This window comes from Micromonospora sp. USAFONa4 (assembly GCF_057197825.1).
This window is the reverse complement of the sequence record NZ_CM170072.1, coordinates 768,421-786,896: the sequence shown is the minus strand read 5'-3', so window position 1 is coordinate 786,896 and position 18,476 is coordinate 768,421. Positions and strand designations below refer to the sequence as shown.

Sequence of the window (18,476 nt, the reverse complement as noted above, 5' to 3'; positions counted from 1 at the left end):
CCGGTACGCGCGGCCCTCCGGGCGCGCATCACCCGACGTAGGGCTGGCATCACCTCACCAAGGGCCCGCATCACCTGACCTAGGAGGACCAATGCAACGCCATTCCTCGCTCGACGAGGCGGCCGACCTGGCCGGTGTCGCCGCGCTGCTGCAGATCGGCGCGGAGATCGGGGTGGACCGGCTGCTGGACTCGGGCGACACGTTCGACGCCGCCGAGCTGGCCGGGACCGCCGACCTCCCGCAGGCCGGCGTGGAGGACTACCTCGCCGCGCTGGTCGCCGCCGGGCTGGTGGTCGGCACGGACGTCCCGGACCGATTCCGGGCGGCCGAGGACTACCCGGACCGGCGGTACGCGGCCGGCTACCTGTCCTGGGCCATGAGCGCCAACGGGCCGTTCCTCGCCAACGCCCGGGAGTTCCTGACCGACCGCGACGCGGCGGCCCGGGCCCACCGGCGGAACGGACGCCGGGTGGCGGTCAGTTCGAGGTGGATCGGCGAGCGGGCGTTCTATCCGCCGATCGTCGACCGGGTCGCCTCGGCCGGCGCCTCGCACGTGGCCGACCTCGGTGCCGGCGCCGGCGGGCTGCTCATCGACCTCCTGGGGCGGGACCCGGGGCGTACCGGCGTGGCGCTCGACAGCAGCGGCGCCGCGTGTGGAGCCGCGCGGGAGGCCGCCGCCGCCGCGGGGGTGGCCGACCGGCTCCGGGTCGTCGAACGTACGGTCCAGTCCCTCGCCGACGATCCCGGACCGGTCGAGGGCGCGGACGCCGTGCTGGCCTGCTTCGTCATGCACGACATCGTGGCGGACGAGCCGGTGGCCAAGGAGGTGCTGGGCGCCTGCCGCGACGCGCTGGCGCCGGGTGGGTTCATGGCGGTCGCCGACGCGGTCTCCTACGCGCCCGACCCCGCGGAGCGGAGGTTCAGCGCGCTCTTCACCTACCTGCACGCCAGCTTCATGCGCGTGACCCTGCCGACCGAGCGGCAGTGGCTGGACACGTTCCGGTCCGCCGGCTTCTCCGAGACCGCGTGCGTACCGCTCGGCGTGCCCGGCGGTCGGCTCTTCGTGGCGGCCAGGTAGTGGCCACCACGCTGTCGCTGCACCGCGCGCTCGCGGGGGAACTCAGGACGGCGGCGCGGACCCTTCGCGCCGTACCGCCGATCTCGGCCCGGCATCCGCAGCTCGACCTGGCGGACGCCTACGCCATCCAGAGCGAGCTGCGCGAGATGGACCTGGCGGACGGTGCGGTCCTGGCCGGGCTCAAGATCGGTGCGACGAGCGAGGCGATCCAGTCGATGTTCGGCATCGACCATCCCGACTTCGGCTACCTGACCGACCGGATGGTCCTCGACGACGGTGCCGACCTCGACCTGGGTCGGTTCATCGCGCCGAAGGTCGAGGGCGAGATCGCGTTCCGGTTCGCGCGGGACGTCGCCGGCCCGACCGTGACCGCGCGCGACGTGCTGGCCGCGACCGCGGAGGTCCTGCCGGCGCTGGAGGTGCTCGACAGCCGGATCCGGGACTGGCGGATCGGCCTCGTGGACACCGTCGCCGACAACGCCTCGTCGGCGCTGGCCGTCCTCGGCGCCGGCGTGCCGCCCGGCACGACGGACCTGGCCGGCGCACGCATGGAGCTGCGTAGCCGTCACGGCGTGCAGGCGGGGCGGGGCTCGGCGGTGATGGGCCATCCGGCCGAGTCCGTGGCCTGCCTGGTGCGCATCCTGTCCGGGTTCGGCACCGGGATCAGGGCCGGGCAGCTCGTGCTCTCCGGCTCCTGGGCGGCGGCGGTGGACCTCGTGCCGGGGGACACCGTGCGGGCCTCCTTCGGTGCCCTGGGTCAGGTCGCGCTGACCACCCGCCGCTGACGTGCCCCGGGCCCCGGCACCGCCCGCCGGCCGGGGAGCCCGCACCCGACCGACCTGTTTCGACTTTCGACGACGAGACGACTACGACCGAGGAGACCCCGGACCGATGACCATGCTGGTGGACGAGACGGTACCGCCGCACAAGGCGGCCTACGACTTCTCCCTCTTCGAGGCCATGGAGTCGGAGGTGCGTTACTACTGCCGCAAGTTTCCGGTGGTGTTCGACCGGGCCCTGGGCGCCGAGCTCTACGCCGAGGACGGTCGGATGTTCACCGACTTCTTCTGCGGCGCCGGCACCCTGAACTACGGCCACAACCATCCCCACCTCAAGCGTCGCATCACCGAGTACCTCGCGAGGGACGGCGTGATGCACGGCCTGGACATGTACACCGTGGCGAAGCGGACCTTCCTCAGCCGGCTCCGCGAGCGGGTGCTGGCCCCGCGCGGGCTGGACCACAAGGTGCAGTTCTGCGGGCCGACCGGCACCGACGCGGTGGAGGCGGCGCTGAAGGTCGCCCGCCGGGCCACGGGACGCCGCGGCGTGGTCTCCTTCACCGGGGCGTACCACGGCATGTCCCGCGGGTCGCTGGCGGTCAGCGGTGGCCGCCGGGCCCGGGCCGCCGGGCAGGTGGGCACGGCGGACGTGACGTTCGTGCCGTACGAGGACGGTCCGGCGGGGCCGTTCGACTCGATCGGCTACCTGGAGCGGATGCTGTCCGACCCGTCGTCGGGGCTGGACCTCCCGGCGGCCGTGATCGTCGAACCGTTGCAGATGGAGGGCGGGGTGTACCCGGCCTCGGCCGACTGGCTGCGCCGGCTGCGCGAGCTGACCACCCGGTACGGCGTGCTGCTCATCTTCGACGAGATCCAGTCCGGCTGCGGACGGACCGGCACGTTCTTCTGCTTCGAACACGCCGACGTGGTGCCGGACATCATCACCGTCTCCAAGGCGATCGGCGGGTACGGGCTGCCGCTGTCACTGGTGCTGTTCCGGCCGGAACTCGACGTCTGGTCGCCGGGGGAGCACACGGGCACCTTCCGGGGCAACCAGCTCGCCTTCATCGCCGGCGCCGCCGCCTGCGAACTCTGGGGCCAGGACGGATTCCGGACCACCGCCGCGGTCGGCGCCCGGCGCCTGGAGCGCTTCGGCGCCGACCTGCGCGACAGCGAACCGGCGCTCGCCGTCCGGGGCCTGGGCATGGTCCTCGGCATCGACCTGCGGGCGGTCGGCGGTGCCGAGCGGGCCGATCGGATCCAACGGCGCTGCTTCGAGACCGGGCTGATCGTCGAACTCTGCGGGCGCGACGACGAGGTGATCAAGGTGATGCCGCCGCTCACCATCGACCTCGCCCGGCTGGAGCGGGGCCTCGCCGTCCTGCACCGGGCCGTCCTGGCCAGCTGACCGCCGCCCGCCACCGCGACCGTTCCTGGAGGATCCCGATGGACCGTCGTCCCCGCCGTCACCTGCTGTCCATCAAGGACCTGAGCGACGCCGACCTGCGGCACCTGGTGACCCGCAGCGCCGGGTACGCCGCCGGCCGGGTCGGGCCCGCCGACCAGTTGCGCGGCCTGGTCACCGCTGTCTACTTCCGCCGCACCTCGACCCGGACCCGTACCGCCTTCTCCAGCGGAGCCCTGCGGCTCGGCTCCCAGCTGATCAGCTACGGCCCCGGGGACCTGCAACTGAACACCGGCGAGACGGTCGAGGACACCACCCGGGTGCTGTCCGAGATGGTCGACCTGTTCGTCGCCCGGACCGCCGACCCGGTCGCCGAGCTGCGGGCGTTCGCCGGGCAGGACCGGATGGGGGTGATCAACGCGATGAGCGCCGAGGAGCACCCCACGCAGGCGCTGGCCGACCTGAGCACCATGACCGAGCGGTTCGGCCGGGTCGACGGGCTGCGGGTGCTCTACGTGGGGGAGGGCAACAACACCGCTGCCGCGCTCGCGCTGGCCCTCAGCCGGTTCACCGGCACGCGGCTGCACCTGCGTACGCCGCCCGGGTACGGGCTGGACCCGGACGTCCTCGCGGCCGCCCGGACGGCCGCCGCGCGGACCGGTTCGGCGGTCGCCGAGGCGCACCACATGGCGGACCTGCCGGAGGTCGACGTCGTCTATGCCACCCGCTGGCAGACCACCGGCACCACCAAGCCGGACCCGGACTGGCGGCGCGTCTTCGCGCCGTTCCGGGTCGACGGGGCGCTGCTGGCGGCGAGCCCGGCGGCGGTGTTCATGCACGACCTGCCGGCGCACCGGGGCGAGGAGGTCACTGCCGATGTGCTGGACGGTCCCCGCAGCATCGCCTTCGCACAGGCGAGGCACAAGATGTCCAGCGCCCAGGCCGCGTTGGAGTGGTGCGCCGGGTGAGTCGCGTGGCGGATCGTCCCAGGTCACCGGCGGTGCGCCGGCGCCGCCGAAATATGGGTACCGGTTACCCATGTGACCCCCTGCGGGCCGCCGGCACGATATCGGCGTGGAGAGATCGGGGACGCGAAATGCGGCGGCGGTGGGCGGGGCGGGCGACGCCTGGTGGGCGCCCGGCCTCACGCTGGCCGAACGGGTACGGGCAGCCGACGACGGCGGGTCCGTCGTCGCCGGCCCCGGGTCCGAGCACGCCGTGCGGCGGTTGCAGGACTGGCGTTCGGCGTACGAGCTGGGGACGACGGGTCAGTTCGCGCACCGCCTGGCGGCCCTGAGGATCGACGAGCGGCAGTTCCTGGCTCTCCTCGACCGACCGCCGGCGGCGCTGGTGGCCGGGTCGGCGGCGCCGGGCTGGGCCGGGTTCACCGAGCGGGCGCTCGGCCTCGCCCCCGACGGCGCCGCCGAGCCGACCCCGGGCACCCCGTGGTCCGACGCGTTCGCCACCGTGCTGGCGCCGTTCGTCGCGGCAGCCTGCGCCGACCTGCGGCAGCGGGTACGGGCTCCCGGGACACCCCCGGTGGTGGACCTCGCCGCCGTGTACGCCGGGTTCGCCGACGCGCTGCGCGCCAGGCTGGTCGCGATGGCGTCGCGTACCTTCGTCCTGGAACTCAACGTCGCCCGCGCCGCCGGCCGGCTGGTGGGTCCCACGCCCGAGCACCGGTTCGCCGCCTTCGTGGCCGACCTCGCCCAGCGCGAGCGGCTGACGCGGGTGATGACGGACTATCCCGTGCTGGCGCGGATCCTGGCGGCCGCCTGTCGGCACGCCGTCGAGGCGGCGGCCGAGCTGCTGGACCGGTTCGTCGCGGACCGGGCGGAGATCGTCCGGCGGTTGTTCGACGGCCGCGATCCGGGCCCGCTGGTCGGGGTCGACGTGGCGGGGGACTCGCACGGGCACGGGCGGGCGGTGGCGCTGCTGCGCTTCGCCTCCGGCGTCCGGGTGGTCTACCGGCCGCGCTCGGTCGCCGTCCACGTGCACTTCAACGAGGTCCTGGACTGGCTCAACGGGTTGCTGCCGGAGCTGGAGCTGCGCAGGTTGACCGTGCTCGCCCGGGGTGGCTACGGGTGGATCGAGGTCGTCGACCGTGCCGCCTGCTCCGACGCCGCCCAGGTGGGCGCGTTCTACCGCCGGCAGGGGGTGCTGCTCGCGCTGCTCTACCTGCTGGGCATGACGGACATCCACCACGAGAACCTGATCGCGTGTGCCGACCAGCCCGTCCTCGTCGACGTCGAGACGCTGCTGCACCCCGACCTGCCCGTGCCGACCGCCGCGCCCGATCCCGCCGCCCGGGCGCTGCGGACGTCGGTGTACCGCACCGCCCTGCTGCCGCAGCCGCTCATCGGCGAACGCGGCCTGCTGGACATCTCCGGCCTGGGCGGCGACCCCGGCGCGCAGCAGCTGCGGGAGGTCGTCGAGTGGGCCGCGGCCGGCACCGACACGATGCACCTGGTACGTGGTGCCGCGCCCGTGCGGGCGGCCGAGAACCGCCCGACGCTGGACGGCGTCCCCGCCGACGCCGCCGGGTACACGGGCGAGCTGCTCGCCGGCTTCCGCGCCGGGTACCGCGCCGTCGCCCGGCGGGCCGGCGACCTGACCGGCCCGGACGGCCTGCTCCGGCGGTTCACCGCCGACGAGCTGCGGGTCATCGCCCGGTCGACGCGGACCTACACGGTGCTGCTGAGCGAGTCCACCCATCCCGACGTGCTGCGCGACGCGCTCGACCGGGACCAGATCTTCGACCTGCTCTGGGCGGCCTCGGTGGACGACCCGGTGCGCAACCGACTGGTGTCCCGCGAGATCGAACAGCTCTGGGACGGCGACGTGCCCCTGTTCACCTGCCGCCCGGACGCCCGCGACCTGACCGGTGGCGACGGCGTCGGATTCGTCGACGTGCTCGACGAGCCGGTGCTGACGACCGCGCTGCGCAGGATCGCCGCGATGGGCGCGGTCGACCAACGCGACCAGGAGTGGATCGTCCGGGCCGCGCTCGCCGGCCGGCTCGGCGGGGCACGCCACGAGTGCGCGGAGCCGGTCCCCGTCCGGTGGGAGGCCACGGCACCGGACCCGGGCAGGCTGCTCACGGTCGCCTGCGGCATCGCTGACAAGATCATCTCGGACGCCTACGACGACGGTGTGTTCGCCAACTGGCTCGGCCTCGAACCGGTGGACGGCGGGCACAGCACGATCATGCCGCTGGGCGCGGGGCTGGGAAACGGATACCCGGGCACCGCCCTCTTCCTCGCCGAACTGGCCCGGCTCACGGACGTCGACCGCTACGCCGAGGCCGCCCGCCGGGCGGTGCGCCAACTTCCCGTGCTGCTCACCGCGATGCAGACCCGGCCGCACCTGGCGAACACGGTCGGCAGCGGCGGGTTCACCGGCCTCGGGGGGATCGCCTACGCGGCGGCCCGGCTCGCCGACCTGCTCCGGGACGACGCGCTCGGCGACTCCGTCGAGCCGGCGGTACGCCTCGCGGCGATCGCCGCCGCGACGGACCCCAACCCGGGCGTGCTCGACGGGCTGGCCGGCTGCCTCGCCGCGATGCTCGCCGTCAACGAGCTGACCGGCCTGCCGCTCGCCGCCGAGACGGCCCGCGACTGCGCCAAGCGGCTGCTGGCGGCCGTCCCCGCGCTGCCCGCGCAGCCCGGCTTCGCCACCGGTACGGCCGGGATCGGCTGGGCCCTGCTGCGGTTCGCGCAGGCGGAAGGCGACGAGCGGTACGCCGAGGCCGGCAGCGCGATGCTGGCCCGTGCCGCCACCGGCCCGGTCCCGGACCCGTCGGCGCACTCGTGGTGCCACGGCGTCCCCGGAATCGCGGTCGCCATCGCCGACCAGGGCCGGCTGCTGGCAGACCCGGCGCTGGCCGCCTTCGTGGACCGCGCGGCGACCGCCGTGTCGAGATCCGGGCTGGTCGACGACCACAGCCTCTGCCACGGGGAGCTGGGCAGGCAGGAGATGCTGTCGGTCGCCGCCGCGCGCGGTCGCCGGGCCGCCGCCAGCGTCCGCTCCGACCAGGCCGGACAACTGGTCGCCGCGCTGGACCAGGCCGGCCCGAGGTGCGGTGCCGCCGGCGGCGTGAGCGTCCCCGGCCTGCTGGACGGCCTGGCCGGGATCGGCCACGGACTGCTCCGTATCGGCTTCGCCGATCGAGTGCCCTCGGCACTGCTGCTGCATGCCGAGCCGACGACATCCGACGCGGTGTCGAGAACCAGATAGGGGGAAGATATGCGGAACGACCTGACTGTTCCTCGACCGGTGGGGGCGGCCGAGGAACCCGAGCCGGCCGAGGCGCACCCGGCGGGCGACATCAAGTTCAGCTTCCTGTGGCACGTCGGGAGGCGGTCGGGCATCCTGACCGGCCTGATGATCGCCGCGCCCGCCATCGCGGCCATCATCGACACCGGTGGCACGGGCGGTCACTCGTCGGAGTGAGCCCGGCCGGGAGCGGCACCCTCCCGTGTCGTTTCATCGACAGCGGGCACCCGTGTTCGACGCGGTAACGCGGGTGCCGCTCACGTTAGCCTGCGGGCATGCGCTTCTCCTCGCCGGTGGTGATCGGACGTGACGCCGAAATCCGCGCCGTCAACGCTCGACTGACGGCCACGCGGTCCTCGTCCGGCGGCACGGTCTTCCTGATCGGCGAGGCGGGGATCGGCAAGACCCGGCTCGCGGAACACTGCGCGCACGCGGCGGCGGAGGCCGGTATGGAGCTGCTACGGGGCCGTAGCAGCTCCACCGGCCCCATCGTCCCGTTCCGCCCGCTGACCGAGGCGATCTTCTCGCTGTCGCGTACGGGCCGGCTGCCGGACAACACCGAGCTGGCGCCCTACCGCCCGGCCCTCGCCCGGCTCGTCCCCGAGTGGCGGGACCCCGCGGTGCCGGAACGGGTGGCCTCGATCGTCGAACTCGCCGAGGCGGTCCTGCGGCTCGTCACCGCCGTGGCCGGCGGCCGGGGCTGCGTGCTCATCCTCGAGGACATCCACGACGCCGACGCCGAGACCCACGCCGTCGTGGAGTACCTGGTCGACAACCTCGCCGACCTGCCCATCCTGCTGGTGGCCACCATGCGGCCGGGCAGCGGCCCCGCGACCGAGCTGGCCTGGGCCGCGGCCGTGCGTCGCTCCGCGACCGTCGTCGAACTCCACCCCCTGGCGGACCAGGAGGTCCACGAACTCGCCGCCGCCTGCCTCAACACCGACGCCCTGCCCGCCGAACTGACCGACCGGCTGACACGCGACAGCGAAGGCAACCCGTTCGTCGCCGAGGAACTGCTCAACAGCATGATCGGCGCGCGCGCACTGGTCCGCGACGGCGACGGCTGGCGGTTCACCGACGACCCGGCCATCGCGTTGCCGAACACCGTCACGCTCAGCGTGACCCGCCGGCTGGCCGGCCTCGATCCGCAGGCGCGGACACTGCTGCACACCGCCGCGGTGCTGGGCCGGCGCTTCCCCGTGGCCGCGCTGCGGGCGGCGACCGGTCTCGACGAGCGGGCCATGCTGAGCCATCTGCGTTCCGGCGTGGACGTCGAGGTCGTCATGCCCGACCGGTCGACGCCCGACTGGTACTCCTTCCGCCACGCGCTGACCGCCGACGCGATCCTGGCCACGCTCACCCCCGCCGAACGGTCCGCGCTGGCCAAACGCGCCGCCGACGCGCTGGAGTCGGCGTACGCCGGGCTGCCCGGACACTGGTGCCAGCTCGCGGCCGAACTCCGGCAGACCGCCGGGGACAACCACGCCGCGGGCCTGCTGTTCGCGGAGGCGGGCCGGCGGGCACTCGGCGACGGCGCCACCACGTCGGCCGTCACCCTGCTCGACCGCGCGTACCAGCTGATGTCCGACCCGCCCGACCCCGAGGCGCGCGCCGGCATCCTCGAGTCGCTGCTCAACGCCCTGGCCGAAGCCGGCCACGCGAACCGGGCGTTCGCCCTGGTCGACGACGCGACCTGGGTGAACGCCGTGACCCTCGGCGTCGAGCAGCACGTCAGCATCCGGACCCGGCTCGCCTGGGTCGCGGTCACGACCGGGCGGTGGTCCGACGGCGCGTCCCAGGTGCGCATCGCCCGGGCGGTCCTCGGCAGCAGCCCGCCGCCGGGGCCGGCGGCCCGGGTGGACGTGGTCGAGGCGCACCTGATCTTCGGCGACGGCGACGGCTGCGGCCGGACCACGCAGGCCGAGCAACTCGTCCTCCAGGCCCTGGCGGTGGCCGAACGGGTGCCGATGGCGGAGACGGCGTGCCAGGCGCTGCAACTCCTGGCCATGATCGCCCGGAGCCGGAGCTTCGACGAGGCGGAGTCCTACCTGACCAGGATGCTGGCGATAGCCGAGGAACACCGCCTGCCCCTGTGGCGCATCAACGCGCTGTTCCGGCTCGGGGTCAACCAGAGCATGCGCACCGGCGAGCAGACGCTGCTGCGCCAGGCGGAGCAGGCCGCGCAGCTGTCCGGCGCCATCATGATCGGGCAGAGCATCGAGGGCGTGTACGCGATCCGGGCCGTGATGCAGGGCGACTACCCGACGGGCGACGAGCTCGCCGCCCGGTGCGCCGCGGCGACCGCCCGGCTGCGTAACATCGACGACCAGCAGTTCGCGCTGGTGACGGCCGCGGCCTCCGCCGCCCACCGGGGACGACGGCGACTGATGGAGCAGCGGCTGGAGGAGTTCCGGGCGGTCGGTGGGGGAGAGTCCGGGCACGTCCCGCTCGCCTACGGCTTCTGCGAAGCCGTCTGCGCGCTGCTGGAGGAGGACCGGCCGGCGGCGATCCGGGCCCTCGACCTGGCCCGCGCGTGGGAGGATGACCACCCGAACACCTACTACATGACGGGCCGCTTCGGGCTGCGACCGCTGCTCGACGCGCTGGCCGGGTCGCTGGACCGCACCGGCATGGAGGCGGTGGCGCTGGCCCCGGGCGCGACCCTGCGCTGGAACCGGCAGTTCCTGCACCTGGCGAAGGCGGTGGTGTACGGGCGCGCGGGGCAGCGCGAGCGGGCCGCCACGGAGGTGGCGCTGGCCCTGGAGGCCGCGGCGCCGTACCGCATGTCGTACCACCTGGGGTTGCGTCTGGTCGCCGAGGCCGCGCTCGCCGACGGGTGGGGCGAGCCCGTCGCCTGGCTGAGGGCGGCGGAGGACCACTTCCACAACGTCGACGCGCCGGTGATCGCCGGAGCCTGCCGGGGCCTGCTCCGTCAGGCCGGCGCGACGCTCGGGCAGCGGCGCTCCGGTCACGACCGCATCCCGGCCCGGCTGCGCGCCGTCGGGGTGACCGTCCGCGAGCACGAGGTGCTCGTGCTGCTCGCGAAGGGCCACGACAACCAGGACCTGGCCGCGCTGCTGCACCTCTCGCCGCGTACGGTCGAGAAGCACGTCGCCAGCCTGCTGCTCAAGACCGGGCACGCGAACCGCAGGACGCTGCGCGACAACGTGGACGAGCTGCTGGGCCCCGACAGCCGCTCCGGGAGCCGGCGGTGAACGGCCTCGACCGCCCGCCGGGCGGCCGGGACCGCGTCGGTCGAAGGTGCGCGGGTTGAACCCGGGAAAAACTTGATCCGTTCCAAAATACTGGACTATGTTCGACACGTGACGCCCGACTTCGAGACCCAGCTGCGGGCGGTCTCGTTGCGCGTGACGCGGCCCCGGTTGGCGGTGCTCAGAGCGCTGCGCGACCACCCGCACGTCGACACCGACACGGTGATCGCCCTGGTGCGGGCGGACCAGCCCACGGTCTCCCACCAGGCGGTCTACGACGTGCTGCGCGCGCTCACCGACGCCGGTCTGGTGCGGCGCATCCAGCCCGCCGGGGCGACCGCCCGCTACGAGTCCCGGGTGGGCGACAACCACCACCATGTCGTGTGCCGCTCCTGCGGCGCGATCGCCGACGTCGAGTGCGCCGTCGGCCATGCACCCTGTCTCACCGCCTCCGACGACCGCGGCTTCGTGGTCGACGAGGCGGAGGTCGTCTACTGGGGCACCTGCCCCGACTGCGCGACCGAACGCACCGTTCAGTGAACCGCCGGTCCGGAAGGAAGCAGATGAGCGACACCCAGGACAATGGCCCCGTCAGCGCGCAGGGCGTGGACAAGAAGGAGGCGGCCGGTTGCCCGGTCGCGCACGACTCCGTGACCGCGCACGGCAGCGAGAGCGAGAACCCGGCGATCGACTCGCCGACGCCGAAGACCGGAGGCCGTCCGCGCACCAACCGGGACTGGTGGCCCAACCAGCTCGACCTCTCGGTGCTGCACGCCCACTCGTCCAAGGGCAACCCGCTGGGGGAGGACTTCAGCTACGCCAGGGAGTTCGCCAAGCTCGACGTCGAGGCCCTCAAGCAGGACATCGTCAAGGTCCTCACCACCTCGCAGGACTGGTGGCCGGCCGACTTCGGCCACTACGGCGGCCTGATGATCCGGATGAGCTGGCACGCCGCGGGCACCTACCGCATCCACGACGGTCGTGGCGGCGCCGGCGACGGCGGCCAGCGGTTCGCCCCGCTCAACAGCTGGCCGGACAACGCCAACCTCGACAAGGCCCGCCGGCTGCTGTGGCCGGTGAAGCAGAAGTACGGCCAGAAGATCTCGTGGGCCGACCTGCTCGTGCTCGCCGGCAACGTGGCGCTGGAGTCGATGGGCTTCAAGACCTTCGGCTTCGCCTTCGGTCGGGAGGACGTCTGGGAGCCCGAGGAGATCTTCTGGGGCCCGGAGGACACCTGGCTCGGCGACGAGCGCTACGTCTCCGAGAAGGAGATGGCGCCGGAGGTCGGGGCGACCGAGATGGGCCTGATCTACGTCAACCCGGAGGGCCCGAACGGCAACGCGGACCCGCTCGCCGCGGCGCACTTCATCCGCGAGACCTTCGCCCGGATGGCGATGAACGACGAGGAGACCGTCGCCCTCATCGCCGGCGGCCACACCTTCGGCAAGACCCACGGCGCCGGCATCGCCGACGACCACGTGGGCCCCGAGCCCGAGGGCGCCCCGCTGGAGGCGCAGGGCCTCGGCTGGCTGAGCACCTACGGCAGCGGCAAGGGCGGTGACACGATCACCAGCGGCCTGGAGGTGACGTGGACCGACGTGCCGACGCAGTGGAGCAACCGGTTCTTCGAGATCCTCTTCGGCTACGAGTGGGAGCTGACCACGAGCCCCGGCGGCGCGAAGCAGTGGGTCGCCAAGGACGCCGAGGCGATCATCCCGGACGCCCACGACCCGTCGAAGAAGCACAAGCCGACGATGCTCACGACCGACCTGTCGCTGCGCGTCGACCCGGCGTACGAGAAGATCTCCCGCCGTTTCCTGGAGAACCCCGACGAGTTCGCACTGGCGTTCGCCAAGGCCTGGTACAAGCTGCTGCACCGCGACATGGGGCCGGTCGAGCGCTTCCTCGGGCCGTGGGTCCCGGAAGCCCAGCTGTGGCAGGACCCGGTGCCGGCCGTCGACCACGAGCTCGTGGGCGACGCCGACGTCGCCGCACTCAAGGCGAAGGTCCTCCAGTCCGGCCTGACGACCGCCCAGCTGGTCTCCACCGCCTGGGCGTCGGCCGCCAGCTTCCGGTCCACCGACAAGCGCGGCGGGGCCAACGGCGCGCGGATCCGTCTCGAGCCGCAGCGTGGCTGGGAAGTCAACCAGCCCGAGCAGCTCGCGACGGTCCTGGAGGCCCTCGAAGGCATCCGGCAGGAGTTCAACTCCGCCGGCGGCGCGAAGATCTCGCTCGCGGACCTGATCGTGCTGGCCGGCTCGGCGGCCGTCGAGAAGGCGGCGCGCGACGCCGGCGTCGAGGTGACCGTGCCGTTCCGGCCGGGCCGCACCGACGCCACCCAGGAGCAGACCGACGTCGAGTCCTTCCGGGTGCTCGAGCCGCGCGCCGACGGGTTCCGCAACTACCTGCGTGCCGGCGAGAAGACCCAGCCGGAGGTGCTGCTCCTCGACCGCGCCTACATGCTCGACCTGACCGCGCCCGAGATGACCGTCCTCGTCGGCGGCCTGCGCTCCCTCGGGGCCAACGTCGGCGGCGCGCGGCACGGCGTCCTCACCGACCGGCCCGGCGTGCTCACCAACGACTTCTTCACCAACCTGCTCTCCCCGGGCACCCGGTGGAAGGCGTCGGAGTCCGCCGAGCACGTCTACGAGATCCGGGACCTGGCCAGCGACGAGGTGAAGTGGACCGCCACCGCGGTCGACCTCATCTTCGGCTCCAACTCCCAGCTGCGGGCCCTCGCCGAGGTCTACGCCAGCCAGGACGCGCGCGACAAGTTCGTCACCGACTTCGTCGCGGCCTGGTCCAAGGTCATGGAACTCGACCGGTTCGACCTCGCCTGACCCGGCTCCGGACGACGAGCCCCGGTCGATCGCTGGTGGATCGACCGGGGCTCGTCCGTCGTCGGTCCGGCGACCGGGCGGGCTGGTCCCTGTCCCGTCGACGGCTGAGGTCGGGCGGCCCCTAGCATCACGGGGTGCGTGTTAAGTCCCTTGCCGCCCTGCTCGTCCTGTCCGTCGCCGGGGCGGGCCTGCCCGCCTGCGGCAACTCCGCCGCCGACGGCGACCCGTCGCCGGCCCCGACAGCCGCGGCCCCGCCGGCCGGTGGGTCCGAGGCGAGCAGCCCCGGGGCCGCCCCGACGGCCCGTTCCGGACTCGGCGGGCCCGCCGCGAGCGCCAGCCCGGGGCCCTCGACGAGGGCGGCGGCGCTGAAGGCGGGCAACCCGGACGGCGGCGCGGCCGTGCCGGCGGAGGCGCGCGCCGTCGACACGTCGAGGCCGACCCGGACGATCGGCAGCGGCACCGCCGCCAGCTGCACCTCGGTCGCGGTGGTGAAGGCGGTCGCGGCCGGCGGCGTCATCACGTTCGACTGCGGGCCGCAACCGGTGACGATCAGGATGACGGCCACCGCCAAGGTCCGCAACGCCAACGGGCCCAGGGTGGTGCTGGACGGCGGCGGCAGGGTCACCCTCAGCGGCCAGGGGCAGCGGCGGATCCTCTACATGAACACCTGCGACAGCGCGCAGGGCTGGACCACCTCGCACTGCCAGAACCAGGACCACCCCCAGCTCACCGTGCAGAACCTGACCTTCGCCGACGGCAACTCCACCGGCGAGCGCACCGAGGGCGGCGGCGGTGGGGCGATCTTCGTCCGGGGCGGCCGGTTCAAGGTGGTCAACTCGCGCTTCGTCCGCAACCGCTGCGACCGGACCGGCCCCGACCTGGGCGGCGCGGCCATCCGGGTACTCAGCCAGCACGAGAACAAGCCCGTGTACGTGGTGGGCAGCACGTTCGAGGGCGGCCTCTGCGCCAACGGCGGCGCGCTGAGCAGCATCGGTGTCACCTGGGCGGTGCTGAACAGCGTCCTGCGCGACAACCGGGCGGTCGGCACCGGGGCCAACCCGGCCAGGCCCGGCACACCGGGCGGCGGCAGCGGCGGGGCGATCTACTGCGACGGCAACGGGTTCACCGTCCGGATCGCCGGCACCGTCATCGAGGGCAACGAGGCGAACGAGGGCGGCGGGGCCGTCTTCTTCGTCAGCAACGACCGCACCGGCACCATGCGGATCGAGAACTCCACCCTGCGCCGCAACCCGAGCAACGGCTTCGAGACGCGCGGCTACCCCGGCATCTTCTTCCTCGGTGCCCGCAACCCGACGCTTACCGGTTCCCGCCTGAGCTGACCCACACCGCCCCCGGGGCGGTCGACGAGGATGGGCATGTCGCGGGCCCGGTCCTAGGATCGGGTCATGGGACGGACCGACCGCGCCAGCCGGGTGATCGCGGCACCACCGGCGACCGTCTACGGCGCCCTGCTCGACCGGGAGGCGCTCGAGGCGTGGCTGCCGCCCGACGGCATGCGCGGCCGGATCGAGCGGTGGGATCCCCGGCCCGGAGGCGGGTTCCGGATGGTCCTGACCTACCTCGACGCCGGCGACAGCCCCGGCAAGACGTCGGACGCGACGGATGTCGTCGACGTCGGGTTTACCGCCCTGGTGCCACCCGAACGCGTGGTGCAGCGGGCGGTGTTCGAGGCCGACGACCCGGCGTACGCGGGCACCATGACGATGACCTGGCACCTCGCTGCCACCGGTGCGGGGACCGAGGTGACCGTCACCGCCACGGACGTGCCACGCGGTATCGGGCAGGCCGACCACGAGGCCGGGATCGCCTCCTCGCTGGCCAATCTGGCGTCGTACGTCGAAGCGGCTGGTTGAGGCCGTCGCGGGGGAGGATCGCCGTGCTCGGCGCTCGCCGGCCGGGTCGGTAGGCTCCGACAGTGGAGAGCGGTCGAGGGCGGACAGTGGTGCAGATGTTGTTGGATGCGGCGGAGAACGCCTCGCCGGTCGAGGCGGTGGAGGCCGTCACGCGGGAACTCGGCGCGGCGCTGGGGGCACGTAGCATCGCGTTCCTCATCGCGGACCTCAGCGGCCGGGCGCTGGTCCGGTTGACCCACGTGCCGCTCGACGGCGCCGGTGCGGGACGCCGGGACGGCGAGGAGGCCGCCGCGGTGGTGCCGTTCGACGGCGGCCCCGCCGAGCAGGCGCTGCGCACCCAGGCGGTGCAGATCCTCGCGCAGCGCGACGGGTGGACGGTGTTGGCGCCGGTGACCGAGCGCGGCGAGGCGATGGGCCTGCTCGAGATGGTCCTGCCGGCCGAGCCCGACGCGCGGACGCTGGAGGAGATCGCCCGCACGGCGCACGTGTTGGCGTTCGTGGTGATCGCCAACCGGCGGTACACCGACCTGTTCGAGTGGGGGCAACGGACGACCCCGTTCACCCTCTCCGGGGAGATCCAGCGCCGCCTGCTGCCCGCCTCGTTCACGTGTGAGGCCAGCGCGTTCACCCTGTCCGGCTGGCTCGAACCCGCCGCCAGCATCGGCGGGGACACCTTCGACTACAGCCTCGCCCGCGACGTGCTGCACTTCAGTGTCACCGACGCGATGGGCCACGGGGTGGCCAGCGCGCTGACGGCCACCCTGGGCGTGGGCAGCCTGCGCAACAGCCGCCGCCGCGGGGCTGGTCTGGTGGAGCAGGCCGACGCCGCGAACGCCGACGTGGCCGCACACAGCGCCGTGCCCGGCAGTTACGTCACGGCAATCCTCGGCCGTCTGGACCTGCGCACGGGGGTGTGCGCGCTGCTCAACGCCGGGCACGTGCCGCCGCTGCTGGTCCGCGACGGGGACACCCGGGCGCTGTCGCTACCGGCCAACTTCCCCCTGGGCATGTTCGCCGAAGCCGGTTACGGCGCCGGCGAGATCACGCTGCGGCCGGGCGACCGGCTGGTGGTGGTCACCGACGGGATGCGGGAGCGCAACGCCGCCAGCCTGGACCTTCCGGCGCAGTTGCGGTTGATCGCCGGTCTGCACCCGCGCGAGGCCGCCCGGGCGTTGGCCGATGCCGTGCTCGAGGTCAGCGGGCCGACCCTGGCCGACGATGCCACGCTGTTCCTCCTCGACTGGCACGGCGGGCACAGCGAGGACCGGAGCTCCCGCGCCGGCGCCGACCAGGCACGTGCCAGCGGCGCGCTGCCCGACTGACTACCGGCCCGTCGCGTCGTGCCCGGACGGCAGGTCGGCCTCGGCCGCCTGCACGCTGTCGTAGATGTCGATCACGCGGTCCACCGACGTGACCGTCAGGACGCTGCGCACGGCGGGCTGCACCGCGGCGAGGCAGAGCCGACCGCCGGCGTCACGCAACGCCTTGAACACCACCACCAGCGCGCCCAGCCCGCTGGAGTCCATGAATCCCACCTCGGCCAGATCCACCACCACCTGGCGGTCACCGGCGTCGACGAGCTGTTGCAGGCCCTCACGCAACTGCGGGGACGTCGCCAGGTCCAGCTCGCCGCGCACCTCGAGCACGGTGCAACCCCGGCCCGGCCGGACCGACAACAGCAGTGCCACAACAGCCTCCCCACGCCGATGATCCCCGCTCACCCTATGCTGTCGGGGTGCGGACCGCCGCCGGCCGGCGTACGTCGCGCCGACCCGCCCGGCCGTTTCACCACGGCGACTCCGGGTAGTGCTGATCACCACGGAAGCGTCTCGCCCCGAGATGTGGCACAGTAGTCCGGCGCGGTCACCCAGGGGGAGGAGGAACTGCGCGATGCGCGTAACCACGACGTTCTCACTCCCGCGTCGACCGTCCTCGGTGACCCGCGCCCGCCACGTCCTCGCCACCCTGCTGAGCCTCACCGACGCCGCCGAGGACTCCCGTGGTCACCTCGCCGTGCTGATCACCGAGGCGTGCACCAACGCGGTGCTGCACGCGGACGCCGACAGCACCGTCGACATCACCATCGTGATCGACGACGACATCTGCCTGCTCGAGGTCGGCAACCGGGGCAGCATCCCCGCCGGCGCCGGGCTCGACGCCGCACTGCCCGCCCCGCTCACCGTCGGCGGTCGCGGACTGCCCCTGATCACCGCGCTGGCCGACACGGCCGCCTTCGTCGCCGGGCCGTCGGACCGGGTGCTGCTCCGCGTCACCAAACACCTCACCGGCGTACGGACGTCACCGGTTCCCTGACCGTCGTCGTCGACGGCCGGTCCCGTCCCCGGTCGGGTTGGTGACCTCATGCTTGCCGTGCGTGACCGGATGGTCGAGGGTCGAACCCTGCTCACATCCGTCGCGCATTGCCGAGGAGCCCCATGCAGCCGTTCGACCTGACCAGTGGCGACCAGATCCTCCGCCAGCCCGCGCTGGCGAACAACGTCAGCGGGATGAACCTCTCCGTACGCACCGATCTCGGCACCCGCGTGGAGGCGTGGCGGGCGGCGCCCACCGTCACCGGTGACCAGCGGTTCTTCTGTCACGGCTACTCGCTGGGCACCTTCGGGGCGCACAAGTACACCGTCTGGGGCGACTTCCTGCCGCAGGTGCTGGCCGACGAGTACCAGACACTCGGGCGGATCGACAACGCGCGCAACGTCGCGGCCAGGGACGTGCTGGTCTGGTGGCTGGGGGGCACTGACGCGTACCACTCCGCCGTGGTGGAGCAGCCGGCGTTCCTGCCCAGCGGCGCCCTGGACCCGGCGCACACGAGGGTCAGTTCGAAGACCGGTACCGGCCCGCTGTGGATCGGTGTGCTGGCCGACGACGTGAAGCAGCAGTACCGCTCCGCGGCGTACATCGAGGTGTACCGCCGCAACCAGTGAGGCGCGGCGCGGGGCGGTCGGACCACCGGCCGCCCCGCGTTCCTCGTCCAGATAGAGGCGTGCCGATTGAC

At 73.4% G+C, this 18,476-nt stretch carries 15 protein-coding genes; 14 read left to right on the top strand and 1 reads right to left on the bottom strand.

The features are described 5' to 3' along the window. The first annotated feature begins 91 nt into the window (after positions 1-91). From AC0OO9_RS03035 to AC0OO9_RS02980, 12 genes are all read left to right on the top strand, one after another. The gene (locus AC0OO9_RS03035; protein WP_484515381.1) at positions 92-1,078 is read left to right on the top strand and encodes a class I SAM-dependent methyltransferase; all 987 of its coding nucleotides are present in this window, start codon (positions 92-94) and stop codon (positions 1,076-1,078) included. Next, positions 1,078-1,863: a 2-keto-4-pentenoate hydratase gene (locus tag AC0OO9_RS03030; RefSeq protein WP_484515379.1), complete on the top strand. Its 786-nt coding sequence runs from the start codon at positions 1,078-1,080 to the stop codon at positions 1,861-1,863. Before AC0OO9_RS03035 ends, AC0OO9_RS03030 begins: the two co-directional genes overlap by 1 nt. Before the next feature lie 106 nt (positions 1,864-1,969). Further along, positions 1,970-3,265: a diaminobutyrate--2-oxoglutarate transaminase gene (locus AC0OO9_RS03025; protein WP_484515378.1), complete on the top strand. Its 1,296-nt coding sequence runs from the start codon at positions 1,970-1,972 to the stop codon at positions 3,263-3,265. A 38-nt stretch (positions 3,266-3,303) separates the two neighbouring features. After that, positions 3,304-4,230, top strand: coding sequence for an ornithine carbamoyltransferase (locus tag AC0OO9_RS03020; RefSeq protein WP_484515377.1), 927 nt, complete (start codon positions 3,304-3,306; stop codon positions 4,228-4,230). 106 nt (positions 4,231-4,336) lie between these two features. After that, entirely contained in the window at positions 4,337-7,498 is a 3,162-nt protein-coding gene (locus AC0OO9_RS03015; protein WP_484515376.1) for a type 2 lanthipeptide synthetase LanM family protein, read from the top strand. A 9-nt stretch (positions 7,499-7,507) separates the two neighbouring features. Continuing rightward, positions 7,508-7,714, top strand: coding sequence for a hypothetical protein (locus AC0OO9_RS03010; RefSeq protein ID WP_484515374.1), 207 nt, complete (start codon positions 7,508-7,510; stop codon positions 7,712-7,714). Between the two features lie 98 nt (positions 7,715-7,812). Then, positions 7,813-10,752 carry an ATP-binding protein gene (locus tag AC0OO9_RS03005; RefSeq protein ID WP_484515372.1) on the top strand — a complete coding sequence of 980 codons (2,940 nt, stop codon included), beginning with the start codon at positions 7,813-7,815 and terminating at the stop codon, positions 10,750-10,752. 108 nt (positions 10,753-10,860) lie between these two features. Beyond that, positions 10,861-11,289 carry a Fur family transcriptional regulator gene (locus AC0OO9_RS03000; protein ID WP_132240588.1) on the top strand — a complete coding sequence of 143 codons (429 nt, stop codon included), beginning with the start codon at positions 10,861-10,863 and terminating at the stop codon, positions 11,287-11,289. Positions 11,290-11,312: 23 nt separating this feature from the next. After that, positions 11,313-13,589 (top strand): catalase/peroxidase HPI, encoded by a 2,277-nt coding sequence (gene katG, locus AC0OO9_RS02995; protein WP_484515370.1) that lies wholly within the window; start codon positions 11,313-11,315, stop codon positions 13,587-13,589. A gap of 134 nt (positions 13,590-13,723) precedes the next feature. Beyond that, complete coding sequence (locus AC0OO9_RS02990; protein WP_484515368.1) at positions 13,724-14,929, top strand: hypothetical protein; 1,206 nt, start codon at positions 13,724-13,726, stop codon at positions 14,927-14,929. A 66-nt stretch (positions 14,930-14,995) separates the two neighbouring features. Beyond that, positions 14,996-15,463, top strand: a complete 468-nt coding sequence (locus AC0OO9_RS02985) for an SRPBCC family protein (RefSeq protein ID WP_484515366.1) — start codon at positions 14,996-14,998, stop codon at positions 15,461-15,463. 62 nt (positions 15,464-15,525) lie between these two features. Beyond that, on the top strand, positions 15,526-16,785 hold the full coding sequence (locus AC0OO9_RS02980) for a PP2C family protein-serine/threonine phosphatase (protein WP_484515364.1): 1,260 nt from the start codon (positions 15,526-15,528) through the stop codon (positions 16,783-16,785). On the opposite strand, the gene AC0OO9_RS02975 is transcribed toward AC0OO9_RS02980, so the two are convergent. Next, positions 16,786-17,151, bottom strand: a complete 366-nt coding sequence (locus AC0OO9_RS02975) for an STAS domain-containing protein (protein WP_484515363.1) — start codon at positions 17,149-17,151, stop codon at positions 16,786-16,788. A 202-nt stretch (positions 17,152-17,353) separates the two neighbouring features. Between AC0OO9_RS02975 and AC0OO9_RS02970 the strand changes: the two genes are divergently transcribed. Both AC0OO9_RS02970 and AC0OO9_RS02965 read left to right on the top strand, forming a co-directional pair. Further along, positions 17,354-17,776 (top strand): ATP-binding protein, encoded by a 423-nt coding sequence (locus AC0OO9_RS02970; RefSeq protein WP_484515361.1) that lies wholly within the window; start codon positions 17,354-17,356, stop codon positions 17,774-17,776. 122 nt (positions 17,777-17,898) lie between these two features. Continuing rightward, positions 17,899-18,405: a hypothetical protein gene (locus tag AC0OO9_RS02965; RefSeq protein WP_484515360.1), complete on the top strand. Its 507-nt coding sequence runs from the start codon at positions 17,899-17,901 to the stop codon at positions 18,403-18,405. Positions 18,406-18,476: the final 71 nt, after the last annotated feature.